General features: G+C 72.3%; 20 protein-coding genes. 8 read left to right on the forward strand and 12 right to left on the reverse strand.

Features of this window, described 5'->3' with window-relative positions:
• Positions 1 to 68 precede the first annotated feature (68 nt).
• Entirely contained in the window at positions 69 to 1,013 is a 945-nt protein-coding gene (gene era, locus CRV15_RS19890; protein WP_009996164.1) for a GTPase Era, read from the forward strand.
• 180 nt (positions 1,014 to 1,193) lie between these two features.
• Here era and CRV15_RS19900 read toward each other — a convergent pair whose 3' ends face one another.
• Positions 1,194 to 1,484 carry a protealysin inhibitor emfourin gene (locus CRV15_RS19900; RefSeq protein ID WP_003957728.1) on the reverse strand — a complete coding sequence of 97 codons (291 nt, stop codon included), beginning with the start codon at positions 1,482 to 1,484 and terminating at the stop codon, positions 1,194 to 1,196.
• Positions 1,485 to 1,609: 125 nt separating this feature from the next.
• Positions 1,610 to 2,677 carry a M4 family metallopeptidase gene (locus CRV15_RS19905; RefSeq protein WP_003957727.1) on the reverse strand — a complete coding sequence of 356 codons (1,068 nt, stop codon included), beginning with the start codon at positions 2,675 to 2,677 and terminating at the stop codon, positions 1,610 to 1,612.
• 505 nt (positions 2,678 to 3,182) lie between these two features.
• Between CRV15_RS19905 and leuA the strand changes: the two genes are divergently transcribed.
• Entirely contained in the window at positions 3,183 to 4,874 is a 1,692-nt protein-coding gene (leuA, locus tag CRV15_RS19910) for a 2-isopropylmalate synthase (protein ID WP_003957726.1), read from the forward strand.
• Positions 4,875 to 5,104: 230 nt separating this feature from the next.
• Complete coding sequence (locus CRV15_RS19915) at positions 5,105 to 5,782, forward strand: tellurite resistance TerB family protein (protein WP_003960417.1); 678 nt, start codon at positions 5,105 to 5,107, stop codon at positions 5,780 to 5,782.
• 187 nt (positions 5,783 to 5,969) lie between these two features.
• Here CRV15_RS19915 and CRV15_RS19920 read toward each other — a convergent pair whose 3' ends face one another.
• Positions 5,970 to 7,442 (reverse strand): S28 family serine protease, encoded by a 1,473-nt coding sequence (locus CRV15_RS19920; protein WP_003960416.1) that lies wholly within the window; start codon positions 7,440 to 7,442, stop codon positions 5,970 to 5,972.
• A 220-nt stretch (positions 7,443 to 7,662) separates the two neighbouring features.
• Here CRV15_RS19920 and recO point away from each other — a divergent pair, with 220 nt between their 5' ends.
• Entirely contained in the window at positions 7,663 to 8,409 is a 747-nt protein-coding gene (recO, locus tag CRV15_RS19925) for a DNA repair protein RecO (protein WP_003957722.1), read from the forward strand.
• Positions 8,410 to 8,435: 26 nt separating this feature from the next.
• The gene (locus tag CRV15_RS19930) at positions 8,436 to 9,254 is read left to right on the forward strand and encodes an isoprenyl transferase (RefSeq protein WP_003960415.1); all 819 of its coding nucleotides are present in this window, start codon (positions 8,436 to 8,438) and stop codon (positions 9,252 to 9,254) included.
• Between the two features lie 24 nt (positions 9,255 to 9,278).
• On the opposite strand, the gene CRV15_RS19935 is transcribed toward CRV15_RS19930, so the two are convergent.
• From CRV15_RS19935 to CRV15_RS19950, 4 genes are all read right to left on the reverse strand, one after another.
• Complete coding sequence (locus CRV15_RS19935) at positions 9,279 to 9,707, reverse strand: Fur family transcriptional regulator (RefSeq protein WP_003957720.1); 429 nt, start codon at positions 9,705 to 9,707, stop codon at positions 9,279 to 9,281.
• 148 nt (positions 9,708 to 9,855) lie between these two features.
• Complete coding sequence (locus CRV15_RS19940) at positions 9,856 to 10,800, reverse strand: metal ABC transporter permease (RefSeq protein WP_003960413.1); 945 nt, start codon at positions 10,798 to 10,800, stop codon at positions 9,856 to 9,858.
• Positions 10,801 to 10,805: 5 nt separating this feature from the next.
• Entirely contained in the window at positions 10,806 to 11,591 is a 786-nt protein-coding gene (locus CRV15_RS19945) for a metal ABC transporter ATP-binding protein (RefSeq protein WP_029182911.1), read from the reverse strand.
• Between the two features lie 80 nt (positions 11,592 to 11,671).
• A complete protein-coding gene (locus CRV15_RS19950) occupies positions 11,672 to 12,994 on the reverse strand; it encodes a metal ABC transporter substrate-binding protein (protein WP_009996155.1) in 1,323 nt (440 codons plus the stop codon).
• Positions 12,995 to 13,193: 199 nt separating this feature from the next.
• On the opposite strand from CRV15_RS19950, the gene CRV15_RS19955 reads away from it, so the two are divergent.
• A complete protein-coding gene (locus tag CRV15_RS19955; protein ID WP_003960410.1) occupies positions 13,194 to 14,579 on the forward strand; it encodes a glycine--tRNA ligase in 1,386 nt (461 codons plus the stop codon).
• A 266-nt stretch (positions 14,580 to 14,845) separates the two neighbouring features.
• Positions 14,846 to 15,082 (forward strand): DUF6243 family protein, encoded by a 237-nt coding sequence (locus CRV15_RS19960; protein WP_003960409.1) that lies wholly within the window; start codon positions 14,846 to 14,848, stop codon positions 15,080 to 15,082.
• Positions 15,083 to 15,264: 182 nt separating this feature from the next.
• Here CRV15_RS19960 and CRV15_RS19965 read toward each other — a convergent pair whose 3' ends face one another.
• The 5 genes from CRV15_RS19965 to CRV15_RS19985 form a co-directional block, all read right to left on the reverse strand.
• Complete coding sequence (locus CRV15_RS19965; RefSeq protein ID WP_009996154.1) at positions 15,265 to 16,455, reverse strand: hypothetical protein; 1,191 nt, start codon at positions 16,453 to 16,455, stop codon at positions 15,265 to 15,267.
• A 44-nt stretch (positions 16,456 to 16,499) separates the two neighbouring features.
• Positions 16,500 to 17,249 carry a dioxygenase family protein gene (locus CRV15_RS19970; protein ID WP_003960407.1) on the reverse strand — a complete coding sequence of 250 codons (750 nt, stop codon included), beginning with the start codon at positions 17,247 to 17,249 and terminating at the stop codon, positions 16,500 to 16,502.
• 490 nt (positions 17,250 to 17,739) lie between these two features.
• On the reverse strand, positions 17,740 to 18,813 hold the full coding sequence (locus CRV15_RS19975) for a PLL family lectin (RefSeq protein ID WP_009996153.1): 1,074 nt from the start codon (positions 18,811 to 18,813) through the stop codon (positions 17,740 to 17,742).
• Between the two features lie 300 nt (positions 18,814 to 19,113).
• Positions 19,114 to 22,146, reverse strand: a complete 3,033-nt coding sequence (locus CRV15_RS35985; RefSeq protein ID WP_009996149.1) for a LuxR C-terminal-related transcriptional regulator — start codon at positions 22,144 to 22,146, stop codon at positions 19,114 to 19,116.
• A gap of 383 nt (positions 22,147 to 22,529) precedes the next feature.
• Positions 22,530 to 23,978 (reverse strand): MFS transporter, encoded by a 1,449-nt coding sequence (locus CRV15_RS19985; protein ID WP_003960404.1) that lies wholly within the window; start codon positions 23,976 to 23,978, stop codon positions 22,530 to 22,532.
• 69 nt (positions 23,979 to 24,047) lie between these two features.
• On the opposite strand from CRV15_RS19985, the gene dusB reads away from it, so the two are divergent.
• Positions 24,048 to 25,301: a tRNA dihydrouridine synthase DusB gene (dusB, locus tag CRV15_RS19990; protein WP_003960403.1), complete on the forward strand. Its 1,254-nt coding sequence runs from the start codon at positions 24,048 to 24,050 to the stop codon at positions 25,299 to 25,301.
• The last annotated feature ends 306 nt before the right edge of the window (positions 25,302 to 25,607 follow it).

Raw genomic sequence — 25,607 nt, forward strand, 5'->3', positions numbered from 1 at the left:
CGCACCCGGCGGCCCGAACGCGGCCCTCGCGCGCACCGGCGCCCCCGGCATCAGGGAGAATGGGCGGCATGAGCGTTCGTACCCAGTCCTCCGAGTCCGTCCCCCACCGGTCGGGCTTCGCCTGCTTCGTCGGCCGCCCCAACGCGGGCAAGTCCACCCTGACGAACGCTCTCGTCGGCCAGAAGGTGGCGATCACCTCCAACCGCCCCCAGACCACCCGGCACACCGTCCGCGGCATCGTCCACCGGCCCGAGGCGCAGCTGATCCTGGTCGACACCCCCGGTCTGCACAAGCCGCGCACCCTCCTCGGCGAGCGGCTGAACGACGTGGTCCGCACCACCTGGGCCGAGGTCGACGTCATCGGCTTCTGTCTGCCCGCCGACCAGAAGCTCGGCCCCGGTGACCGCTTCATCGCCAAGGAACTGGCCGGGATCAAGAAGACCCCCAAGGTGGCGATCGTCACCAAGACCGACCTAGTCGACTCCCGGACCCTCGCCGAACAGCTTCTCGCCGTGAGCCGGCTCGGCGAGGAGCTGGGCATCGAGTGGGCCGAGATCATCCCGGTCTCGGTCGTCGGCGACCAGCAGGTCCAGCTCGTCGCCGACCTGCTGATCCCGCTGCTGCCCGAGGGCCCCGCGCTCTACCCGGAGGGCGATCTCACCGATGAGCCCGAACAGGTCATGGTGGCCGAGCTGATCCGCGAGGCCGCGCTGGAAGGGGTCCGCGACGAGCTGCCGCACTCCATCGCCGTCGTGGTCGAGGAGATGCTGCCGCGCGAGGACCGCCCGGCGGACAAGCCGCTGCTCGACATCCACGCGAACGTGTACATCGAGCGCCCCAGCCAGAAGGGGATCATCATCGGCCCCAAGGGCAAGCGCCTGAAGGAGGTCGGGGTGAAGTCCCGCAAGCAGATCGAGGCACTGCTCGGGACGCCGGTCTTCCTCGATCTGCATGTGAAGGTCGCGAAGGACTGGCAGCGCGACCCCAAGCAGCTCCGCCGCCTCGGCTTCTGAATCCTTTTGCGGCTCGGTTCGCCTCCGGGGTGCCAGAGCGTGCGCCGACGGTCGACCGTGCTCGGTTCCTCGTTCCTCGGAACCTCCGCGCGCTCTCCGCTTTCGGCACCCGCGGCACCCCTTCGGCTCACTCGCCCGCAGGGCGGAGGCAGACGTCCGCGCAGCGACGGCGGCCGGGGCTCAGGCGCCCGTGCGGAGGACCCGGGAGATCAGTTCGCGCTGGGCCTCGCCCAGCTCCGGGTCGGAGCAGTGGACGGTGCGGCCGTCCACGGTGATCTCGTAGCTGAAGCCGTCCGGCACCCCGGTGTGCGGGCTGCCCTGTGCCTCGGCGAGCGCGCGGGAGGCCAGGTCCCGCCAGCCCGCGGCGTCGGACACGCCCTCGGACACGTCCTCGGGCAGGGCGTCGGTGTCGATCTCCGCCTGCCGTTCGATGCCGGCGAATCCGCCCGTCCGTGTCACCTGGATGCGCATGGCTCCCCTTCTCAAGGACGGGCCCGGGGCGTCAGGATCTGGACCGCCGCCCCGGGCCCGTCCGGTCCGGTTGATCCGTCCGCCCCCGTCCGCGCGGTCCGGGGCCGGAGCGGTGATCGTCGCCGTCAGCCGGTCGGCACCTTCACGGTGGCCCACGCCTTCGTGACGGCCTGAAGCTCCTCGCCGTCACCGTAGCGCTCCCGCGCCGCGTCCAGGGTGGCGCCCGCGAAGTCCCGGAAGGTGGCGTCCTCGTGGAGCGCGCCCCCGGTGAGGGTGTCGAACCAGATCTGCCCCGCCCGCTCCCACGCCTTGCCGCCGAGTTCGGTGGCGGCCAGGTAGAACGCGTGGTTGGGGATGCCGGAGTTGATGTGCACCCCGCCGTTGTCCCGTCCGGTGCGGACATAGCCGTCCATCGTGGCGGGCTGCGGGTCCTTGCCCAGGATCTCGTCGTCGTACGCGGTCCCCGGCGCTTTCAGCGAGCGCAGCGCGGCCCCGTTCACCCGGGGGCCGAGGATCTCCGCGCCGAGCAGCCAGTCCGCCCGGTCGGCGGTCTGGTCGAGGACGTACTGCTTGACGAGGGAGCCGATGACGTCCGAGACGGACTCGTTGAGCGCGCCCGGCTGACCGAAGTAGGTGAGGTTGGCGGTGTACTGCGTCAGGCCGTGCGTCAGCTCGTGCGCGATGACGTCGACGGACTGGGAGAAGTCGAGGAAGACCTCCCCGTCCCCGTCGCCGAACACCATCTGCTGGCCGTTCCAGAAGGCGTTGGCGTAGCCGCGGCCGTAGTGGACGCTCGCCACCAGCGGCAGCCCCTCGCCGTCGAGCGAGCTGCGGCCGTAGCCGGACAGCAGCAGCTCGAAGGTGGAGCCGAGGCCCGCGTAGACCCGGTTGACGGTGGCGTCCTGGCCGGGGTCCTGGCCCTCGTCGCGGACCTTGGCGCCGGGCAGCCGGGTGCTGTTGCCGCAGTCGTGGAGGGTGCGGGTCGGGTGCTCCGTGGGGCCGCTGCCCCGGATGATGCCGACCTCGTCCGGGACGCCGAGGGCGATGTTCAGCTGCCTCCGGGTGCGCTGCTTGGCGTCCGTCTCCAGGGTGTGGCGGGCGACGGGCGCGAGATCGGGGTCACCGGAGGTCGCGACCTTGTCGAGGACATGGGGCGGAATGATCGTGCAGAACGTGGGGTGCGAGTTCGCCATGCCCGCAATGTCGCATCACGTGATGGTGTTGTCGCGAGAAGTAATGGCGATTACGGAAATAGAGTGACATGCGGGTTGGCTGATTGACGGGCGGAGAATCCGCACCGTGAGGGCGTGGGCGCGGTGTGTCGTCATGCGCTGTCCCGCATAGTGAAACGTGGGGCGCGTGCGGCGGCGTCCTCGGTTAGGCTTCGGCGCATCATGCACTTCGGGCTGCTTCTTCTTAGCTGCCGCGGCGAGGGCCTGTAGTCGTAGGCCGACCCCCTCCCCGCGGGATCGCGTGCTGCTTCGACTCCGTCGGCCTCGACCCCCAGCCTCCCGCCATCCGCCATGGCCCTGGACGAGGCGGGGGATTCCGCCGGAACCGCAGCTTCATCCGAGGAGCCCTGTCGTGACCCAGTCCGTACCCCCTTCCGTGCCGTCCGATCCGTCCGCGCCGTCGGAGATCTCCGTCGGCCGGGCCACGCCCGTCACCAATGCCACGCACGCCCAGAAGCCGTCGGGGATGCCGATCCACCGGTACCGCCGGTACGAGGCCGTGGAGATCCCGGACCGCACCTGGCCTGAGCGGCGGATCACGAAGGCGCCGCGCTGGCTGTCCACGGATCTGCGGGACGGCAACCAGTCGCTGATCGACCCGATGTCCCCGGCCCGCAAGCGCGAGATGTTCGAGCTGCTGGTGCGGATGGGATACAAGGAGATCGAGGTCGGTTTCCCGGCGTCGGGCGAGACGGACTTCGGCTTCGTCCGCTCGATCATCGAGGAGGGGCTGATCCCCGAGGATGTGACGATCTCCGTCCTCACCCAGGCGCGCGAGGAGCTGATCGAGCGCACCGTGGAGTCGCTGCGCGGTGCGCACCGCGCCACCGTGCACCTGTACAACGCCACCGCCCCCACCTTCCGCCGGGTCGTCTTCCGCGGCTCGAAGGAGCAGGTGCGGCAGATCGCGGTGGACGGCACCCGGCTGGTCATGGAGTACGCCGAGAAGCTGCTGGGCCCCGAGACGGTCTTCGGCTACCAGTACAGCCCGGAGATCTTCACGGACACCGAGCTGGACTTCGCGCTGGAGGTCTGCGAGGGCGTGATGGACGTCTGGCAGCCGGAGCCGGGCCGCGAGATCATCCTGAATCTGCCGGCGACGGTGGAGCGTTCCACGCCGTCGACGCACGCGGACCGGTTCGAGTGGATGTCGCGGAATCTGTCCCGCCGTGAGTTCGTGTGTCTGTCGGTCCATCCGCACAACGACCGGGGCACGGCCGTGGCCGCCGCCGAGCTGGCGATCATGGCCGGGGCGGACCGGATCGAGGGGTGCCTGTTCGGGCAGGGCGAGCGGACCGGCAATGTCGACCTGGTGACCCTGGGGATGAATCTGTTCTCGCAGGGCGTCGATCCGCAGATCGACTTCTCGCAGATCGACGAGATCCGCCGGACCAGCGAGTACTGCAACCAGATGGAGGTCCACCCGCGCCACCCCTATGTGGGCGACCTGGTCTACACGGCGTTCTCCGGTTCGCACCAGGACGCGATCAAGAAGGGGTTCGAGGCGCTGGAGGCGGACGCCGCGGCGGCCGGGAAGCCGGTCGACGAGATCGAGTGGAATGTTCCGTATCTGCCGATCGACCCGAAGGACGTGGGCCGCTCCTACGAGGCGGTGATCCGGGTCAACTCGCAGTCCGGCAAGGGCGGTATCGCCTATGTGCTGAAGAACGACCACAAGCTGGATCTGCCGCGGCGGATGCAGATCGAGTTCTCGCGGATCATCCAGGCGAAGACGGACAGCGAGGGCGGCGAGGTCACCCCGGCGGCCATCTGGGACGTCTTCCGGGACGAGTATCTGCCGAACCCGGAGAACCCCTGGGGCCGGATCCAACTGCGTTCCGGACAGTCGACGGCGGACACCGACGGCGTCGACACGCTGACCGTCGAGGCGGTCGTCGACGGCGCCACCACCGTACTGACGGGTACGGGCAATGGTCCGATCTCCGCCTTCTTCGACGCGCTGAACGCGGTCGGAGTGGATGTCCGGCTGCTCGACTACACCGAGCACACCATGAGCGAGGGCGCTTCGGCCCAGGCCGCCTCGTACATCGAGTGCGCCATCGACGGCCAGGTGCTGTGGGGCGTCGGCATCGACGCCAACACCACCCGGGCCTCGCTGAAGGCGGTTGTCTCGGCCGTCAACCGCGCGGCTCGCTGATTCGGGTTCACCTTCAACCACCCCGCCCCCGGCGCCTTCCACGGAAGACGCGACCGGGGGCGGGCCGGTTTCCGGGGCCCTTCGGCCAGGGCGCGGAATCGGCCATGTGCGGGCGTCCGGCCGCCGGGGTGCTGACGACACCGTGAGCATGTGGCTAACATCACGTCAACGCGGGGTTGGTTGCAGGTTGCTGGAGCGTCACGGAGGTCGCGGTGCGCGCAGACCGGGGTATGTTTGGCCGAAAGCTGATGGTCTGCGGCATTCATACGTCATGGAACACAGTGGGGGACGGCGAGTTCTTCTGTCCCGGCTGCGGCGGCGACCGCAACTACCGCCGCCGCACGGGCCGTCGGCGCTTCACCCTGCTCGGTGTCCCGCTGATGCCCCGGGGTTCGGCCGGGCCGGTCGTCGAGTGCGCGGCCTGTCAGGGCCACTTCGGTATGGACGCCCTCGATCATCCGACCACTGCCCGCTTCTCGGCGATGCTCCGTGACGCGGTGCACACCGTCGCCCTCGCGGTGCTCGCCTCCGGCGGCACCTCCTCCCGTCCGGTGCGGGAGACGGCCGTGGCCACCGTTCGCGCGGCCGGGCTCCACGACTGCACCGAGGACCAGCTCACCGGGCTCATCGAGGCGCTGGCGGCGGACACCGGGCGCTTCGTCACCGATGTCGGCCCCTACGGCGCGGCCCTCGCCATCGAGCTGCACGAGGCCCTGGAGCCGCTCTCCCCGCACCTCGCTCCCGCCGGACGTGAATCGATCCTGCTCCAGGGCGCGCGGATCGCGCTGGCCGACGGCCCCTACAGCCCGGCCGAGCGCGAGGTGCTGGCCACGGTGGGCGCCGCCCTCCAGCTCCACCCGGACGACACGGACCGGCTGCTGTCGACGGCCCGTACGCTCAGCCCCTGAGCCCCTGAGCCCCTGAGCCCCTGAGCCCCTGAGCCCCTGAGCCCCTGAGCCCCTGAGCCCCCTGCCCTTCGGGCGCTTCGGACCTTCCGGGCCGGGCGGCGGAAGAAGCGGCGGAAGAAGCGCGGAGGAACGCGGGGAGACGGGCCGCCGAGGGCCCGCCCCCCACTGGTACCGCTGCCGCCCCGGGTCAGCGCGGCAGCGCCCCCAGCCTCCGCTGCTGCCGCTCGCGGTCCTTCCCGTCCAGCCGTGCGTCATGGCGCGCCAGCGGCCTCGCCTTCGACGGGTCCGCGCGCACCACGGCGGGCGCGACCCCGGCCCACCGCTGGATCCGGGCGGTCGCGAACGCCCGCTCCCGCTCCGGCAGCCAGGAGACGTCCGCCCAGTGGCCGGTGCCCGGCGCGGTGAGGACATGGCTGTCCCGCGCGCCCCCGCCGAGGCGGAACGGCTCCGCCGACCACGGGTCCCACGCGCCGTTCACAAAGAGCATCCGGTCGGCGTTGCGCCGAACCCAGCGGTCGATGTCCTTCATCGCCTTCGGCTGGAACGCCATCGGGATCTCGCTCGGCACATAGTCGCGCGGACCCTGCTCCGGGTATCGCACCAGCCCCCTGAGATGCCGGGGTGTCCGCGTGGACGGGGAGCCCAGCTCGGTGCCCGCCTGGTAGTAGTACGGGCGGTAGGTCGCGAGGCTGTCGTCGCTGCCCCCGTAGAAGCCCCCGAACTGCCGGAAGGCGGCGAACAGCTCCCCGTCGGCCGCCTTCGCGGGCTCGGCGGGCAGCTCCCCGCAGTAGTCGAGGCCGTAGTTCTGCCAGAAGCCCCAGGACCACCCCGTCACGGCGCTCTCGTAGGCCCGGTCGACCCCGCCGATCTGCCGGAAGGTGACCTCGTCCCGCGCCGCCGCCTCCGTCAGCGCCCGCACCAGGGGCGCGCGCCGGATCAGCCCCTCGCGCTGAAGGGCGTTGACCCGGTCGCGGCACTCCGTGGTCCCGACCCGGCGGAAGAAGCGGTCATAGGCCGAGTCCTCCTTGTCGTGGACGTCGGCGGGGGCGACATAGACGACCACGGCGTCCATGTCGCCCGGGTGGAAGCGCTCGTAGTACGCCGCCGTCATGCCGCCCTTGGAGGCGCCCGTGGAGATCCACTTCTGTGGGTAGACCTTCTTCAGCTCCGTGAACAGCCGGTGCTGATCGGCGGCGGCCTGCCGGATGTTCAGCTCGGTCCAGTCCTCGGGCGCGGGGATCGACGGGGCGAAGTAGCGGTGCTCCAGCGAGACCTCGTTGCCGTCGATGATCCGGGCGGGCTCGGAGCGCTCCGGGTTCGGCCACAGGTGGTAGCCCGTGGTGTGGAAGACGGACGGGCGGCCGGTGTCCTTGTGCAGCAGGGACAGCCGCTGCCGGAAGGTGCCCTTCGACGGGTCCTCGTGATCGACGGGCTGCTCATAGGTGAGGATGAAGAAGCGGTGCCGACCGACCTGCTCCTCACTGACGAGTGCCATACCCGGGATCGCGAGCAGTCGCTCCCTGATGTCCGCCCGGGTGTCCGCCCCGGCGCGGACCACCGTCTCCGCCGCCTCCGGCGCTTCGGCGGCCGTCGCCCCCGCCGTCGACACGGTGCCCGTGAGCAGCGCCAGCGACACGGCCGCTATCAGCGTTCTCCGCATGTTCGTCCTCCCCTTGATCTTCGGCGTACGCCCGTACGGACTGTGGCGTCCCCGGAGGCCCCGTGTCGAGAGTTATGTGACATGCGCTACTCAACTTCCCCGCCGGTGACGGGTGTTTCCGACGGTCGCCGTCGCCTTCGGGCCCGTTCCTCCGGGTACCGGGCCGCGGCGGCCGGGCCATCGCGTACGGGAGCGCGCCCGGGTACGGGAGAATGGGGCCATGAGCCTGTTCCGTGATGACGGCGTCGTCCTGCGCACCCAGAAGCTGGGCGAGGCCGACCGCATCATCACGCTGCTCACCCGGGGCCACGGCCGGGTCCGCGCCGTCGCCCGCGGGGTGCGCCGCACCAAGTCCAGGTTCGGCGCCAGGCTGGAGCCGTTCTCCCATGTCGACGTGCAGTTCTTCGCCCGCGGCAGCGAGCTGGTGGGCCGCGGGCTGCCGCTCTGCACCCAGAGCGAGACGATCGCCCCCTACGGCGGCGGCATCGTCACCGACTACGCCCGCTACACCGCGGGCACGGCCATGCTGGAGACCGCCGAGCGGTTCACCGACCACGAGGGCGAGCCCGCGGTGCAGCAGTATCTGCTGCTGGTCGGCGGCCTGCGGGCACTCTCCCGGGGGGAGCACGCGCCCCATCTGGTGCTGGACGCGTTCCTCCTCCGCTCCCTCGCCGTGAACGGCTACGCGCCCAGCTTCGACGCCTGCGCCCGTTGCGGTCTGCCCGGCCCCAACCGTTTCTTCTCCGTCGCAGCCGGGGGAGTCATCTGCGGGGACTGCCGGGTCCCCGGTAGCGTCGTACCCTCAGCCGAGGCCATAGGACTGCTCAGCGCGCTGCTGACGGGCGACTGGCCCGCGGCGGAAGCGTGCGAGGCGCGTCATGTCAGAGAGGGCAGCGGGCTGGTGTCCGCGTATCTGCACTGGCATCTGGAGCGTGGCCTGCGATCGCTCCGGTACGTCGAGAAGTAAAGAATCAGCTAGGAGATGTGAGCCGCATGGCACGACGCGGAATGCTCGGCCGACCCCGCCGCGACTACCGGGCCCCCGACCCGCACCCCTCCGGTGAGCAGCCCCCGAAGATCCCCGGCGAACTCGTCCCGAACCATGTCGCCTGTGTCATGGACGGCAACGGCCGCTGGGCCAAGGAGCGCGGCCTGCCCCGCACCGAGGGGCACAAGCGGGGCGAGGCCGTCGTCCTCGACGTGCTCAAGGGCTGTCTGGAACTGGGCGTCCAGAATCTCTCCCTGTACGCCTTCTCCACCGAGAACTGGAAGCGCTCCCCCGACGAGGTCCGCTTTCTGATGGGCTTCAACCGGGATGTCATCCGGGCCCGCCGGGACGAGATGAACGAGATGGGCATCCGCATCCGCTGGGTCGGCCGGATGCCCAGGCTGTGGAAGTCCGTCGTCCAGGAACTCCAGGTCGCGCAGGAGATGACCAAGGACAACGACGCCATGACGCTGTACTTCTGCGTCAACTACGGCGGCCGGGCGGAGATCGCGGACGCCGCGCAGAAGATCGCCCAGGATGTGGCGGCCGGGAGGCTGGACCCGGGCAAGGTCAATGAGCGGACCTTCCAGAAGTACCTCTACTACCCGGACATGCCGGATGTGGACCTCTTTCTGCGCCCCAGCGGTGAGCAGCGCACGTCGAACTATCTGATCTGGCAGAGCAGCTATGCCGAGATGGTCTTCCAGGACGTGCTCTGGCCCGACTTCGACCGCCGTGACCTGTGGCGGGCGTGCCTGGAGTACGCCAAGCGGGACCGGCGGTTCGGCGGGGCCATCCCCAACCAGATCGACCAGCCGCAGTGACCCGCCCCTGAGGCGGTGCCCGGGTCAGGACTTCGCGGCGCACTCCGCGCAGGTACCGAAGATCTCCACCGTGTGGGCGACGTTCACAAAGCCGTGGGCGGCGGCCACCGTCTCCGCCCACTGCTCCACGGCCGGGCCCTCGACCTCGACGGCCTTGCCGCACAGACGGCACACGAGGTGGTGATGGTGGTCGTCGGTCGAGCAGCGGCGGTAGACGGACTCGCCGTCGCTCGTGCGCAGCACATCGACCTCGCCGGCCTCGGCCAGCGACTGGAGCGTGCGGTAGACCGTGGTCAGTCCCACCGAGTCGCCCCGGTGCTTGAGCATGTCGTGCAGCTCCTGTGCGCTGCGGAACTCGTCCACCTCGTCGAGCGCCGCCGCCACCGCGGCGCGCTGCCGGGTCGACCGGCCTCGCACAGGGACGGTGTTACCTCCGCTTGGCGCCGTGGCCACAGGTGCCTCCTCGCTTAGCCCCACCCATTCCTGTCGGGGCCAATTCTGCCAGGCCGGCCTCTCCGGATCGTACGTCCTCCCTCTCCGCGCCTCCTTTTCCCGCTGGTGGCCCGCCCACCGGCGGGGCGGGACCGCGGTGGCGGGCGGCTCAGATCCGTACGTCGTCCGCTTCCGTTTCCCGCCGGGGCGCGCGGGCGGGCGGCACCGTCGCGGAGTCGGCGGCCGTGCACGCCCGGGCCCCGGCCCGTGCGCCCCCGGCCCCCGGCGGCTCGGCCCGCCGGGCCCGGTACCTCGCCAGCGGCCCGGCCAGCGCGGCCAGCACCACGAAGATCCCGATCGCGAGCAGCACGATCGTCGCGCCGGGGGGCACGTCCTGGTAGTACGAGGTGGTGGTGCCCGCGAGCGTCACGGCGACACCGATGCCGACCGCCAGGGCGAACGTGGCGCGGAACGAGCGGGAGATCTGCTGCGCCGCCGCGACGGGAACCACCATCAGGGCGCTGACCAGCAGCAGCCCCACGACCCGCATGGCGACCGAGATCGTGACCGCGGCCGTGACCGCGATCAGCAGATTCAGCGCCCGCACCGGCAGCCCGGTGACCCGGGCGAACTCCTCGTCCTGGCTGACCGCGAAGAGCTGCTTGCGCAGCCCGACGCAGACCAGCAGCACGAAGAAGGCCAGCAGCGTGATCGCCAGCAGATCGGCGTCGGAGACGGTGGAGAGCGAACCGAAGAGGAAGGAGCCGAGGTCGCCGGTGGAGCCGGTGTCCGAGACATTGACCAGCAGCACACCGCCCGCCATGCCGCCGTAGAAGAGCATCGACAGCGCGATGTCGCCGCGCGTGCGCCCGTAGATCCTGATCAGCTCCATGATCACCGCACCGGCCACGGAGACCAGGGCGGCCGTCCAGATCGGGTTGGTGGAGAGCAGGAAGCCGAGGCCGACGCCGGTCATCGCCACATGGCCGATGCCGTCGCCCATCAGCGCCTGGCGGCGCTGCACCAGATAGATGCCGATGGCGGGCGCGGTCACGCCGACCAGCAGGGCGGCGAGCAGCGCGCGCTGCATGAAGGCGGTTTCGAGGATTTCCATGTCCGTCAGGTCAGCAGTCCCGTGCGGAGCGGCTCATGGGCCGCGTGCGGATGTACGTGGTCGTGGCCGGGGAGGGCGTGCTGCCCGACGGCCTCCGGGGGCGGTCCGTCGTGGACCACGCAGCCGTCGCGGAGGACCACGGCCCGGTCGATCAGCGGCTCGACGGCCCCCAGCTCATGGAGGACGAGGAGGACGGTGGTCCCGGCGGCCACCTGGTCGCGCAGGGTCTCGGCCAGGACCTCCTGGCTGGCCAGGTCGACGCCCGCCATCGGCTCGTCCATGATCAGCAGCTCGGGTTCGGCGGCGAGCGCGCGGGCGATCAGCACCCGCTGGTGCTGGCCGCCGGAGAGGGCGGCGACGGAGTCCCGGGCCCGGTCGCCGAGGCCCACCAGGTCGATGGCCCGGTCCACGGCGGCCCGGTCGGCGCGGGAGAGCAGGCCGAAGCGGGCGCGCGAGAGCCGCCCCGAGGAGACGACCTCGCGGATGGTCGCGGGCACTCCGCTCGCGGCGGTGGTGCGCTGGGGGACGTAGCCGACCCGGTGCCACTGGCGGAAGCGGCGCAGCGGGGTGCCGAAGAGGGAGATCTCGCCCTCGGAGAGGGGGACCTGCCCGATCGCGGCGCGCACGGCGGTGGACTTGCCGGAGCCGTTGGCGCCGAGCAGGGCCACGACCTCGCCGGGGGCCACGGCCAGATCCACGCCGCGCAGCACGGGGCGGGAGCCGAGCGAGGCCCGCGCCCCCCGGAGGGAGAGGACGGGTATGGCGGGGTCGTGCGCGGTCCTGTCACCCACCGTGGTCTCCGATCTCCGCTGGGTCCTGTCGGGTCCGGCCGGGCCGGTGGTGGTGCCGGGGGCGGCCGGGGCGGGCGCGGTCACTTCGCCCCCAGCGCCTTCTGGAGCGCGGCCAGGTTGGCCCGCATGACCTCCAGATAGTCCGAGCCGGGGGACTTGTCCGTGATCCCTTCGAGGGGGTCGAGGACGGCCGTGCGCATCCCGGTGTCGGCGGCGAGTGTCTTCGCCGTCCGGTCGCTGGCCAGGGTCTCGAAGAAGACCGTGGTCACCCCGTCCTGCTCCGCGATGGTCTGGAGCTGCTTGATCCGGGCGGGGCTGGGCTCGGCCTCCGGGCTGATGCCCGAGATGCCCTCCTGGATCAGTCCATAGCGCCCGGCGAGATGGCCGAAGGCGGAGTGGGTGGTGATGAAGGTCTTCGACTCGACGGTCCGCAGGCCCTCGCGGAAGGCGGTGTCCAGCTCGGTCAGCTCGTCCGCCAGCGTGTCCGCGTTGGCGCGGTAGGTGTCGGCGTGCTCGGGGTCGGCCTTCGCGAGCGCCGTGCCGACGCCCCGGGCCATCTCCGCGTACTTCACCGGGTCGAGCCAGAGGTGCGGATCGCCGCCGCCCGCGTGGTCGTGGCTGTGGCCGTCGTGGTCGCCGCCGCCGGTGGCCCCGGTGCTGTCGCTGCCATCGGTGCCGTCGGTTGCGGTGCCGGTCCCGCCGTGCGTGGCGCCGTCGGACCCGGTTCCGTGGTCGCCGTGATCGCCGTGGTCGTCCTGGCCGCTGTGACCGCCGTGGTCACCGTGGTCGCCGTGATCGGTGTGGTCGGTGTGGTCGGACTCCCCCTGGGCGCCCTGGGCGCCGTGGGCCTCATGGCCGGACCCGCCGTGGTCCGTGTGGTCCTCGTGCCCCGGGTGGTCGCCGTGCCCATCCTGCTTCCGCGGCTCCGCGGACTTCCTCTCCGGCTCCGCGGAAGGGGTGGCGGGCTCCGTGGCCGGGGCGGGCGCCGCCGACTTCCCGGCGGCGGACCCGGTGCGCTCCGGAGCCCCCGGGTCGCTCGCGGTGAGCGTGGCGGCGTCCGTCTTGTGCGCCACGTCCGCCTGCTCGATGGCCTTGTCCACGGCGGGCTGGATGCCCTTGAGGTGGAGAATCCAGCCCGCCTCGCCGAGTTGGGCGGTCTGGCGCGGGGTGAGTTCAAGATCGTGCGGCTCGACACCCGGCTTGGTCAGGGTGGAGACGGTCACATGCGCCCCGCCGACCCGCTCGGCGAGGAAGGTCATCGGATAGAACGACGCCGTCACCTTCAGCTTTCCGCCCTCCCGCCCGTCCCCGCCGTCGGTGAGGGAACAGGCCGACACCGCCATCAGCCCGAGGGCGAGGGCCCCGGCGATGGCGGTGGTGCGTATGTGGCGTCGTACGTTCATGACAGTCATTTTCAACAAAAGTGGAAACGATTGTCAACAAGCGGGGTGGGGGGTCCCTGGCCGGACCGGTCGTCCAGGGGCTCCCGCCAGCAGGGCAAACACCGTCCTTTGCCCGGGCAATCGATTTGGTCCGAGGGGTACGGGCGCCGGTAACCTGAATCAATCGCCGTTCGCCGTCGTCATCAATGAAGAGAGCACCGTGGCCGCCGACAAGATCGAGACCATCGTCAGCCTCAGCAAGCGCCGTGGCTTCGTCTACCCGTGCAGTGAGATCTACGGCGGTCAGCGTGCCGCCTGGGACTACGGGCCGCTGGGCGTGGAGCTGAAGGAGAACCTCAAGCGTCAGTGGTGGCGCTACATGGTCACCTCGCGTGAGGACGTCGTCGGAATCGACTCGTCGGTCATCCTGGCCAGCGAGGTCTGGGAGGCGTCCGGCCATGTCGCCACCTTCACCGACCCGCTCACCGAGTGCACCTCCTGCCACAAGCGCTACCGTGCGGACCACCTGATCGAGGCGTACGAGGAGAAGCACAACGGCCGCGCCCCCGAGAACGGCCTCGCGGACCTGAACTGCCCCAACTGCGGCAACAAGGGCACGTTCACCGACCCGAAGCAGTTCTCCGGTCTGCTCTCGACCCACCTCGGCCCGACCGCCGACTCCGGCTCCGTCGCCTATCTGCGGCCCGAGACCGCGCAGGGCATCTTCACCAACTTCGGCCTGGTGCAGAACACTTCGCGCCGCAAGCCGCCGTTCGGCATCGCGCAGATGGGCAAGTCGTTCCGCAACGAGATCACGCCCGGCAACTTCATCTTCCGCACCCGCGAGTTCGAGCAGATGGAGATGGAGTTCTTCGTCAAGCCGGGCGAGGACGAGCACTGGCAGCAGTACTGGATGGACCAGCGCTGGAACTGGTACACCGGCCTTGGCATGCGCGAAGAGAACATGCGCTGGTACGAGCACCCCAAGGAGAAGCTGTCCCACTACTCCAAGCGGACCGCTGACATCGAGTACCGCTTCCAGTTCGGCGGCAACGAGTGGGGCGAGCTGGAAGGCGTCGCCAACCGCACCGACTACGACCTGGGCGCCCACTCCAAGGCGTCCGGCCAGGACCTGTCGTACTTCGACCAGGAGGCCGGCGAGCGCTGGACGCCGTACGTCATCGAGCCCGCGGCGGGTGTCGGCCGCGCCATGCTGGCGTTCATGCTCGACGCGTACAACGAGGACGAGGCCCCCAACGCCAAGGGCGTCATGGAGAAGCGCACCGTCATGCGCCTCGACCCGCGCCTCGCGCCGGTCAAGGTCGCGGTGCTGCCGCTGTCGCGGAACGCGCAGCTCTCCCCGAAGGCCAAGGGCCTCGCGGCGGACCTGCGCCAGCACTGGAACATCGAGTTCGACGACGCCGGTGCCATCGGCCGCCGCTACCGCCGCCAGGACGAGATCGGCACGCCGTTCTGCGTCACCGTCGACTTCGACACCCTCGACGACAACGCGGTGACCGTGCGCGAGCGCGACACCATGCAGCAGGAGCGGGTCTCCCTGGACCAGATCCAGGCGTACCTGGGCGCGCGGCTCCTCGGCTGCTAGTCCCGCACCGGAGGGCCGGTCCCGCCGGCTGAATCCCGTACGCCGCCGCAGGCCGGCCGGGCCGTATCGCCCGGCCGGCCTGCGGTGTTTCCCGGTGTACCGCGGGCGCCACGGCGAAACGCGGATGCGGGCGGGGCGGCGGTGCGCGTACGCTCACCCGCATGCTTCTCTTCCAGATCTACGAGTGAGAGAGCGGCGGACCGGGTCCGTCCTCATCAGCGTCCGACGAAAGTCCCAGCCACTTCTCACCACGATGGGAGAGCCCCATGGCCAAGAGCCGCAACAACCTGCTCGGCGTGGGCGGACAGCGCAAGAAGCTGTCCCGAGCCGATCAGCAGGGCAACGGCCCCTCGGGCCAGACCGACCGCAAGAACGCCGCGGACCAGAAGGCGGAGCTGCTGCGCCGGATGCGTGAGCGGAGCGGGGGCACGGCCGCCGCGGCCGGTACCGACGGCTCCACGGGTGCCTCCGGCCCCGCCGCCGACGGCGGCGCGAACGGCTGAGGCAGCCCCGTACCGACGGGCCCCCGGACCGATCCCGGTCCGGGGGCCCGTCGTTCTTCACACATGCGTACGGTCGTACGGTCCTACCGGGCGGGGCCTCGCGGGGCAGCACACGACAACCGGTCCACCGGCCGGTCCATCAGTTGGTCCAACAGTTGGTCCATCAGCGGGGACGGGACAGGTCAGCGCGGCAGTCGGGCCGCCGTCGGCAGCATGTCGCCGGACGTGGCGACGCCCACGGTCCACAGGGTCCGGCTCCCCGGTACCGAGGTGATCGACCGGACGGTCAGACCGGGGTCGGCGGCCTTCTCCCAGCGGCGGTTCGCGGCGTCCCAGCGCAGCAGCAGCGAGGCCGCGCCCTTGCCGCCGCCCGCCCACAGGGCGCCGTCGGAGGTCTCGGTCACGGACCGCAGCCTGCCGTCCGCGACCGCGGGCGTCTTCGGCTCGGTCCACGTCCGGCCGTCCCAGCGGGCGGTGTACGGGCGCTCGGTGCCGTCGGCGGCCACCGTGGCGCCGACCGCCCAGATCTCACCGGACCGGGTCGCGGTGACACCGTTGAACCAGCGGTGCTCGCCCGCCCGTGCGGCCGGGAGCGTCGCCCGCTTCCAGGAGCTGCCGTTCCAGTGCAGGGCGAGGGCGGACTGCTTGCCTCCCTCGGGGGCGAAGGAGGCGCCCACGGCCCAGACGTTGTCGGCCGCGACGGCCTTCACCGCCGACAGCTCACCCGCGCCGACGTCCGGCAGGGGCTGGCGCTGCCAGGCTGTGCCGTTCCACCGCTGGACCGCGGGTGCGGCCACCTTGATGCTGCCCGGGCTGGTTATCGCCCGGCCTGCCACCCAGACGGAGCCGTCCGGCGCGGTGTCCAGCGCGTCGGGGGTGACCTGGCCCGCGGGGTCGGCGGCCAGGGTGTGGTGCGTCCAGGAGGTCCCGTTCCAGTGCGCGGTCTGGGCCCCCGCCGCCCAGATGTCGTTCGCGGAACGCACCGACAGCGCCTGCGGCCAGAGGCCGGTGGGCAGCTTCGACTCCTCCCGCCAGGAGGTGCCGTTCCAGCGCAGGGCCACCGGCTCGCCGCCGGAGAGACCGATCAGCCGATAGCCGACGGCCCAGACGTTCGCGGCGTCCAGGCCGTCCACGGCGGTCAGATCGCCCTTCTTGACCGGGACCGCCGTGGCACGCCACGGGCCGTCGGCCGCGAGCGGGGCGGCGGCGGCCACCGGCGCGGTGGACGCCGGGCGGTCGGCGCCGATGTCCGCGGTGAGCAGACCGCCGGAGGCTATGGCCCCGGCTGTCAGCACCGCCGTCAGCACGGGCCACCGCAGGCCCTTCGCCTTTCTGCCCGTCGTCTGTGTCGTCGGGGTCCTCTGGGTCAGCACGGCTCTGCTCTCTTCCTCTCCGCGGGGTGTGGGACGGGGGCCGGTCACGGGGCGGTGGTCTTGACGACGAAGTCGAAGGCGCCGGTGTACGCGCCGCCCGTGGGGCCTGCGAGGGCGATGAGGCAGGAGCGGTTGAAGAATTGGTCGGCCGCGTTGAGGGCGGCGAAGTCGCGCCCGTACGCCCGGGTGGTGTCCGGGAAGTAGATCTGGGTGATCAGCAGCGGTCCGCCGGGGGTCTGGACCCGGACATGGATGTGCGGGGTGCGGGTGCCCCAGCGGCCCGTGTAGTCCCGGGGGACGATCGTCCGCAGCCGGTAGGTGCCCCGTCCGGTGGCGTACTGATGGCTGCGGAGGGAGAAGCCGGAGGTGTCGTAGTCGCCGTTCTGGTCGCACTGCCAGAATTCGATCAGCGTGCCGGGCAGCGGGCGGCACGCGGTGTCGTAGACCGTTCCGGTCAGCACGAGTTCGACGCCCCGGGTACCGGGGGTCACCACATCGGTCCGCGCGGGGGACTCCGGCTTGAAGAGCGGCCCCTCTACCGCGGAGGGCGTCTCGTGGCCGCCGCACGCGGGGGTCAGGGGCACCGGGCGCCCGGCCCGGCGGGCCTCCTCCACCGAGGTCGTCGGCGCGGCGGCGGCCGAGGGGGTGAGCGCCGAGGCTCCCGCCGCGCCGATGGCGGCGGCGGTCACCGTGAGCGAACCGGTCCTGATGAAGGATCTGCGGGAGCCGGGCCGGGTGGTGCCGTCGGCGCCCGGGTCCTGTCCGGTCTGGCGGCCGGGGTGGTCGTCGTGCATGGGGGTCTTCTCTCCTCGTTCGTCCGGGGGCGGTGGGGGGATGGTGAGCGCGGGTGAACGCCGAACAGAGGCGGGGCACCCCCGGGGACCCACGAACGTGTTGTATGAGGTGCCCCGCCTGTCCAGCGTGGCCGCCGGGGCGGAGCCGGGGATCGGTCACCTGGTCGGCCGGGTGTGCCGGTGACGCCACCGCGTTACGAAACCGGAGGACCGGAGGACCGGAGGACCGGAGGACCGGAGGACCGGAGCAACGGGGGAGGGCGGGGGAGATGTGTGGCGGGCACGCGGAAGACCTCCGGCACGGTGACGGTGGGCCGTCGTCGTGCCGGAGGTCTTCGTGGCGCGGGTGCCTACGGGGTGCTCACCGGGTGCGTGCCGGATGCCCACCGGCTGTTCGCCGGGTGCTCGCCGGACGGGGGCCGTCCGGGTCGTCCGGGACGGCGCGGGACCCCGCCGGTACGGGCCCGGTGGGTGGTGTCCGGGCCGGTGGTCAGGGCCTGAGGGAGCCGTCCGTGCGGACCCACGGGCCCCAGCCGTTGTTGGGCACGGTCTGGGAGCGGTGGTAGATGTCCCCGGCGCGGTTCACGCCGAACAGCTCGATCCGGCCGTCGGCGTTGACCTCGGAGGCCACCTGGGTGAGCCGGCCGTCCATCTGGCTCCAGCCGACCAGGGGCCCGCCCCGCCACTGCTGGTAGTTCTGGTAGATCGCGTCGCTCGCGTTGCTGCCGAAGATCTCCAGTCGGCCGTCGGCGTTGCGGGCCGCCGCGATCGAGTCCAGCGAACCGGGGATCTGGTCCCAGCCGCCCCACGGGCCGCCCGGCCAGAGCTGGTAGCGGTGCCAGATCTGACCCGAGCTGTTCACCCCGTAGAGCTGGATGCGGCCGTCGAGGTTGGTCTCGGCCGCCACCTGGGTCAGTCCGCCGTCGAGTTGGGTCCAGCCGCTCCAGCCGCTGCCCGCGGCGACCTGCCAGCGGGTGTAGATGTCCCCGGCGCTGTTGGCGCCGAAGATCTGGAGCCGTCCGTCGGCGTTGCGGGCCGCCGCGATCGAGGTGAGGTTGCCGTCCATCCGCGACCAGCCCGACCAGGCCCCGCCCGGTGAGGTCTGCCAGCGGTGGTAGATGTCCCCGGCGCCGTTCACGCCGAACAGCTCGACCCGGCCGTCGGCGTTGGTCTCGGCGGCGACCGCCCGCAGGGCGCCGTCCAACCGGACCCAGCCGGACAGGGGGCCGCCCGGCGAGCTCTGCGCACGGGTGTAGACGTGGTCGGAGCTGTTGGTGCCGAAGATTTGGAGCCGTCCGTCGGCGTTGCGGGCGACCGCGATGGACGAGCCCCACAGCGGTACGGCCCGGGTGCCGGTGTCCCGCGCGGTTCCGGCCGCCGGGCCGGACGCGGCGGCGGGCGGCGCGCCGGTCGCCTCAGCCGCCCCGGCCGTCGCCGTCAGCCCCGGTGACACGACCAGGACGGCGGAGGCGGCGGCGAGTGCCAGCAGCCGTAACCGCAGCCGGTCCCGCAGACTTCTCCATGGGCCGGTCCGTCCCGTGATACGTGGGTGTGGTGTGCGCACAGCGTGCCCTGCTTTCCGGTTCGAGAAGGTAAGAACGGGAACTCACGGGCCCGGAGCGGACAGCGGCTGCTCCGGGCGCCGGTTTCTCACTGACCTCACTGAGCCGAGAAGTGGAACGTGATGTCCCCCCGGCACCCCTGGGGACATCCGCCGTGCACGACGGCACCCCCCTGGGGCATGGTCTCCCCCTTGGGCAGCCCCCTGACTGCCGCTAGAGCAGCAGCGTGACCGCACCACCCCCGCTTGTCGAGTTGGGTTCCAGCCACAGCCATTACCGGACAGGGGAGAGCGTCTGAGGGGTCACCAGCGTGACGAGAGAGGTGCGAGAGTTGCAGAGTGATTTTTGGTGACCCAGAGGGCTATGCGGGTGCGGGAACGGATGTTGAGCTTGTCGCGGATGTGATTGAGATGGGTGGCGACGGTGCTCGGGGAGAGCCGGAGCCGGACCGCGATCTCCCGGTTGGTCAGCCCCTCCGCGAGCAGCAGGGCGACCTCCGTCTCCCGACCGGTGAGACCGCCCTCAAGAGCCCCGGGAAGGTCGGCCGAGGACCGGGAGTCAACCCCGAACGGAACGGCCGCAGACAAGGAAGCGGAACCGCCGCTCGGGCCCGGGGCGGAACCGTCGGCCAGCGCATACGCACACAGCCGCGGCCAGCGCGGCCCCCGGCCCGCGGCACGGGCCCGCTCCCGTGCCGCGGGCAGCAGCGCCGCCTCCGCGCGGGCCGCCGCGCCGGCGGTCCGCCGCCGCCAGGGGGCGTCCGCCTCGGCGCCCAGCCGTCCGCGCACCGCCGACGCGGCGGCGAAGAGCCGTAACGCCCGGTGTGCCGCGCCCTGTTCCACGGCGGTCGCCGCCAGCCCCTCCAGGGCGTACAGGGCCTCCCGGTCCGGCTCCCCGGCGTGTCGCAGAGACTCGGCGAACAGCTCCCGAGCCCCTTCCGGATCGTTCAGTTCCAGCCGGATCGCCCCGGCTGTGCGGAGCGCCGCCGACCGTCCGTGGCGGAAGGGCTGAGGGCGCAGTACCGGAAGACAGCGGACGATCCATGCCTCCGCCTCGGCAGCGGCGCCGGTGTGCAGCAGCGCCCAGGCGAGGCGCTGTTCGCACCGGGCCGTGTCGACGGGGCGGCCGAGCGCGGCGACGAGGGCCAGGCACTCGGTCAGATCGGTGACGGCCTCGGCGGGGGCCCCCGCGTGGGACCGGACCTCCGCCCGCGCGTCCAGGGCGTTGGCGAGCAGCGCCGGGTCACCGCCGGCGCGCGCCGCCGCCACCGCGCGCGCGGCGAGGCGGAACGCGGTCGCGGGGTCTCCGGCCCGGTGGAGGGCCCGGGCGGCGAGGGCCGTCGCCGCGCTGTCGTCACCTTCGTGACCGCCGTGGCTCCGGTGTGAGGCGTGCGGTGCGAGCAGCCCGGCGTCGGCCAGCAGGGCGTACGCGGCGGCGGGCTCCTCCTGCCGGAAGCGCGTCCGGGCCAGCTCCAGCGCGAGCCGCGGTGACGGAGTGCCGTTCCGGGTGACGGTGTACGCGACGGCGGCGGCCAGATTCTTCCGTTCGTGGTCCCAGGGGGCGGGGGTGTGGTCGGGGAAGGTGCGCCGCCGGGGCCCCGGGGCGGCCGGTACGGTGCCCCGTTCCCCTGGCCTCGCCGGTCCGCTCCCGGTGCCTTCGGTGCTCCCGGTGGTCCCGATGCGTGTGGTGTCCGCCGGGTCCGCCGCGCACGGGGCGTCCGCCGTCCCTGCCGTCCCTGCCGTCCCCGCAGGGTTCACTGTCCCTGCCGGGTCCTCGGCGGTCACCAGCCGGGTCAGCCGCTCGACGGCCCGGCGCCAGGTGTCGTGCAGTTCGCCGGACGCGGTGAGCCGGGCCAGGCCGTACGCCCGGACGGTGCCGAGCTGGCGGAACCGGGCGCGCTCGTGGCCGCCGGGCCCGGGGACCCGGACGACGAGGGACTTCGCCTCCAGCGCGCACAGGGTCCGCAGCACCTCCGCACGGCTGTCCGCCGCGCAGACGGCGGCGACCGCGTCCGCGTCGAAGCCGCCCGGCAGGACGGAGAGCTTCCGCAGCACCTCCCGCTCCCGGGGCGTGAGCAGCCGATGGCTCCAGTCGATCGCGGCGGACAGGTCGCGGTGGCGCCCCGGGCCGGATCTGCTGCCGTCGGAGAGCAGGGTCAGACCCTCGTCGAGCCCGGCCAGGATCTCGCCCGGCGGCAGGACGGCGGCGCGGCGGGCGGCCAGTTCGATGGCGAGCGGCAGTCCGTCGAGCCGACGGCAGATCTCGGCGATCACGGCCAGGTCCCGCCGCGCGCCGCCGTGCGGGCTCCCGTCCCGGCTTCCGTCCCCGCTCCCGCGCGGGTACACCGCCGCTCCCGCGCCGGGGACCGCGCCGGGGACCGTGGCGGCGGCGCGTTCCATGAACAGCCGTACGGCGTCGGACGGCCGACCGGGCCCGGCGGGCAGGAGGGGCAGCTCGTCCAGCCGGAACACCACTTCGCCTGGGACCCGCAGCCCCTCGCGGCTGGTGGCGAGAATGCGCAGCCGGGGGCAGCGGCCCAGCAGCTCCGCCGCCAGCCGGGCGCAGGCGTCGGCCAGGTGCTCGCAGTTGTCGAGGACGAGGAGGAGCCGGTGGCCGTCGAGGGCGCGGGCGAGGGGGCCGACCCCGCCGGGTCCGCCCGGGACGGTCGCGGCGCCGCCGAGCGCGGCGGCCACGGCGCGGGACAGCCCGTCGGCCCCGACGGGCCCGGTGGGCGGGGCCAGTTCGGCCAGCCGGGTGGGTCCCCGGCGCGCCGCGGCGTACTCCAGGGCGAGCCGGGTCTTGCCGACGCCGCCGGGGCCGGTGACCGTCACCAGCCGGGAGGTCCGCAGCAGGGTGCGCAGCCGGTCGAGTTCGCGGCGGCGGCCGACGAACGGGTCCAGGGGGCGCGGAGGTTCGCTCCCGGGAGGGGCGTCCCGGGTGCCACCGGAGCGGTCGCCGGAGGCTCCGCCGGGTCCGGGGAGGATCGTCTCCCCGCCGGAGGGGGCATGCGGGGGGCGGGTGTCGGCGGGCCCCCGGGGCGTGCCGGTCCGGACGGCCGGAGCGGTGCCGTCCGCTCTGCCCCGGACGGCGGCGGGGTGCCGCTCGGCCCCGGAGCGGCCGTGCCCCGCGGTACGGTCCGCGGCGGTGACAGCGGCGGTGCCGGTGACAGCGGTGGTGACGCCCTTGGCGGCGGGGGCGTTGACAGGGGTGGTGGTCCGGCGGCGGAAGGCCCGCTGTCGGCAGACACCGGAGCAGTACCGGGCCGGCCGGCCCCCGCGGCTGCCCCGGCCCGGCAGACCGGTCCCGCATATCTCGCACCTTCGGTCGACCCTCATCCGCCGCATCCTGGCGGAGCCCGCTGTGGAGAACCACAGAGACTCATGTGGGTCTCATGAGAGATTCCTGTGCCGTGGCGGCGCCGGTGGGCCGACGGACGACGGTACGGAGGGACGGCGCGACGGCGTGCGGTGGCCGCGCGGACGGCCGTCCCACCCGGTCCGGAGCACGTCCCCGCCCCTTCCTCCCCACCCCTTTTCCTCTTTTCCTCCCTGACCGGGCCGGACGCCCGGCCCGGTCAGGCCCGGGGACTCCCGCCCGGAACGGCCCGGACGCCGCCCGGACCGCGCGGTCGACTCCGCCCCGGCCGCCGTGCCCGGCCCGGCATGTCCCGGGCCGGGGCGTGCCGGGCCGGACGCCCCGGCGGCCGGGGCCCTCGGGGTCAGGGCCCCTGCGTCCGGGCGTGTTCCGGCGCCCCCCGCTGTTCGGGGCGGTCGAGGCGGTCGGCGCACCGCAGCGCCGTGCCCATGGCCCACCGTCCGCTCGTCACCGCGCCCACCACCAGGATGACCAGCCCGGCGGTGGCGATGATCCACCAGGCCGGGCGGCTGGCGGCCACGAAGGCCGCCGCGTAGCCGGGGCCGTGCGCGCCGACGGTGACGCCCGCCGCGAGCACCGTGCCGATCACGGCGACGCCGAGGGTCTGGCCGATCTGGCGGCTGGTGGAGGCGACGGCGGCGGCCACGCCCGCCTGGGCGCGCGGCATCCCGGAGACCGCCGTATTGGTGATGGGCGTGTTCACCAGGCCGAAGCCGATACCGAAGAGCGCGAAGCCGAGGAAGAGCAGCGCGTTCGAGGTCTCGGCCTCGAACGCGGCGAACAGCACCCCGCACGCCCCCATCGTGGTCCCCGCGATCAGCAGGGGCAGCCGCGGCCCCCGGCTGCCCACCAGCCGCCCCGACAGCGGGGAGCAGATCAGGGTGAGTCCCGCCATGGGGAGCATGTAGAGCCCGGCGTGGAGGGCCGTGTACCCCCGCACGTCCTGGAGGTAGAGGGTGTTCAGGAAGAGGAAGCCGCCGAGCGAGGCGAAGGCGCACACGGCGATGACGGTGGCCCCGCTGAACGGGGCGCTGCGGAAGAAGCGCAGGTCGATCAGGGGTTCCCGGCGCCGGGGCTCGTAGTACAGGACCCCGGCGAGGGCGAGGACCGCGATCCCCGCGAAGACGGCGTCGGTCTCGATGATCGCGTAGGTGAGCGAGCCGAGCAGGGCGATGATCAGCACCTGTCCCACCGGGTCGGGCCGCCGGGGCCGGGGCGCGCGGGACTCCGGCACATAGCGCAGGGTCAGCAGCAGGGCGGCGATGCCCACCGGCAGATTGACCCAGAAGATCGAGCGCCAGCCGACGGTGTCCACCAGCAGGCCGCCGACCAGGGGCCCGGCGGCCATGGAGATGCCCACGACCCCGCCCCAGACCCCGATGGCACGGGCCCGCTCGGCCGGGTCGGTGAAGGTGTTGGTGATGATCGACATGGCGACGGGGTTGAGCATCGAGCCGCCGACCGCCTGGACCATGCGGAACACGACCAGCGTCTCCAGGCTGGGCGCGAGCGAGCAGAGCAGTGAGCCGAGGGTGAAGAGGGCCAGTCCGGCGACGAAGACCCTGCGCCGTCCGATCCGGTCGGCCGTGGAGCCGGAGAGCATCAGCAGCGAGGCCAGGACCAGGGTGTAGGCGTCGATCGTCCACTGGAGCCCGGTGACCGAGGCGTTCAGCTCCCTGCCGATGGAGGGCAGCGCCACATTCAGAATGGTGTTGTCGAGACTGACGATCAGCAGACTCATACAGCAGATCGCCAGCACCAGAAGCCGCCGTCGGGAAGTCAGCTCGGGCATGCTGTCGATAGTACGACTAACTAATCACATGTGCCCGGTGAAGCGCGGACCATACGCGACAATGGACGGATGACCACGCTCGCCCCCGTTCCGACGCCCGCGCCGACCGCCGCCCCGGCGGCCGGGTCGCCGACCCCGGCGCCGGCCGTGCCCGCGCTGGCCATCGGACCCCACACCGTGTCGCCCCCGGTGGTGCTCGCCCCCATGGCCGGGATCACCAACGCGCCCTTCCGGACCCTGTGCCGGGAGTTCGCCGAGGGCTCCCGGGCGTTCGGGGGACGGCCCCCGGTGCGTGGCGCCTCGGGTGGCAAGGGGCTGTTCGTCAGCGAGATGATCACCACCCGCGCCCTGGTCGAGCGCAATGAGAAGACCATGCAGCTGATCCACTTCGACGCGAGCGAGACACCGCGGTCGATCCAGCTCTACGGGGTGGACCCGGTCACCGTCGGCAAGGCGGTGCGGATGATCGTGGACGAGGGCCTGGCCGACCACATCGACCTCAACTTCGGCTGCCCGGTCCCCAAGGTCACCCGCAAGGGCGGCGGCTCGGCGCTCCCCTACAAGCGCCCCCTGCTGCGGGCGATCCTGCGCGAGGCGGTGTCGAACGCCGGGCAGCTCCCGGTCACGATGAAGATGCGCAAGGGCATCGACGACGACCACCTCACCTTCCTCGACGCGGGCCGGATCGCGGTCGACGAGGGGGTCACGGCGATCGCCCTGCACGGGCGCACGGCGGCCCAGCACTACGGCGGCACGGCGGACTGGGAGGCCATCGCCCGGCTGAAGGAGCATGTGCCGGAGATCCCGGTGCTGGGCAACGGGGACATCTGGTCGGCGGAGGACGCGCTGCGGATGGTGCGCGAGACGGGCTGCGACGGCGTGGTGGTCGGGCGCGGCTGTCTGGGGCGGCCCTGGCTCTTCGGCGATCTGGTCTCGGCGTTCGAGGGCGACGGCTCGGCCGCCGCCCCCACCCTGCGGGAGGTCGCCGCCGTGATGCGGCGCCACGCGGAGCTGCTGGGGGAGTGGATCGGCGACGAGGCGCGCGGAGTGATCGACTTCCGTAAGCATGTGGCCTGGTATCTGAAGGGCTTCTCGGTCGGCTCCGAGATGCGCAAGCGACTGGCGATCACCTCCTCCCTCGCCGAGCTGGACGAGCAGCTCGCCCTGCTGGACCTGGACCAGCCCTGGCCGCTCGGGGCGGACGGCCCGCGCGGCCGTACCTCGGGCAACAACCGCGTGGTGCTGCCCGACGGCTGGCTGAAGGACCCCTACGACTGCTCCGCCGTCAGCGCCGACGCCGAACTGGACACCTCGGGCGGCTGAGCTACGGCCGCGGTCCCGGGTGCGGGCCCTCCGTCCATACGTGATTCTCGCCACCCTTGATAGAGGTCTCGCTCAGATGAGCACTTTGTGAGGGGCGGCATCTTTCTGAAGGGGTGGCACCCAGTGCCACCCCTTCCGGCTTCACCCTTCCACTTGAACGGCACTCTGTGTCAGCTCTACGCGGGCAGCGGGTCGCCTTCCGTGGGGATGGCTTCAAGGCTTGAACGAAAGCATGCTCCGTCCCTCGATGGAGCCTCACCTTTCGATCCGCTGGCGGACGGGTGGTTGCAGCCGTATGACGACCAA

The sequence above is a fragment of the Streptomyces clavuligerus genome (assembly GCF_005519465.1).
In the GTDB taxonomy this organism is placed as follows: domain Bacteria; phylum Actinomycetota; class Actinomycetes; order Streptomycetales; family Streptomycetaceae; genus Streptomyces; species Streptomyces clavuligerus.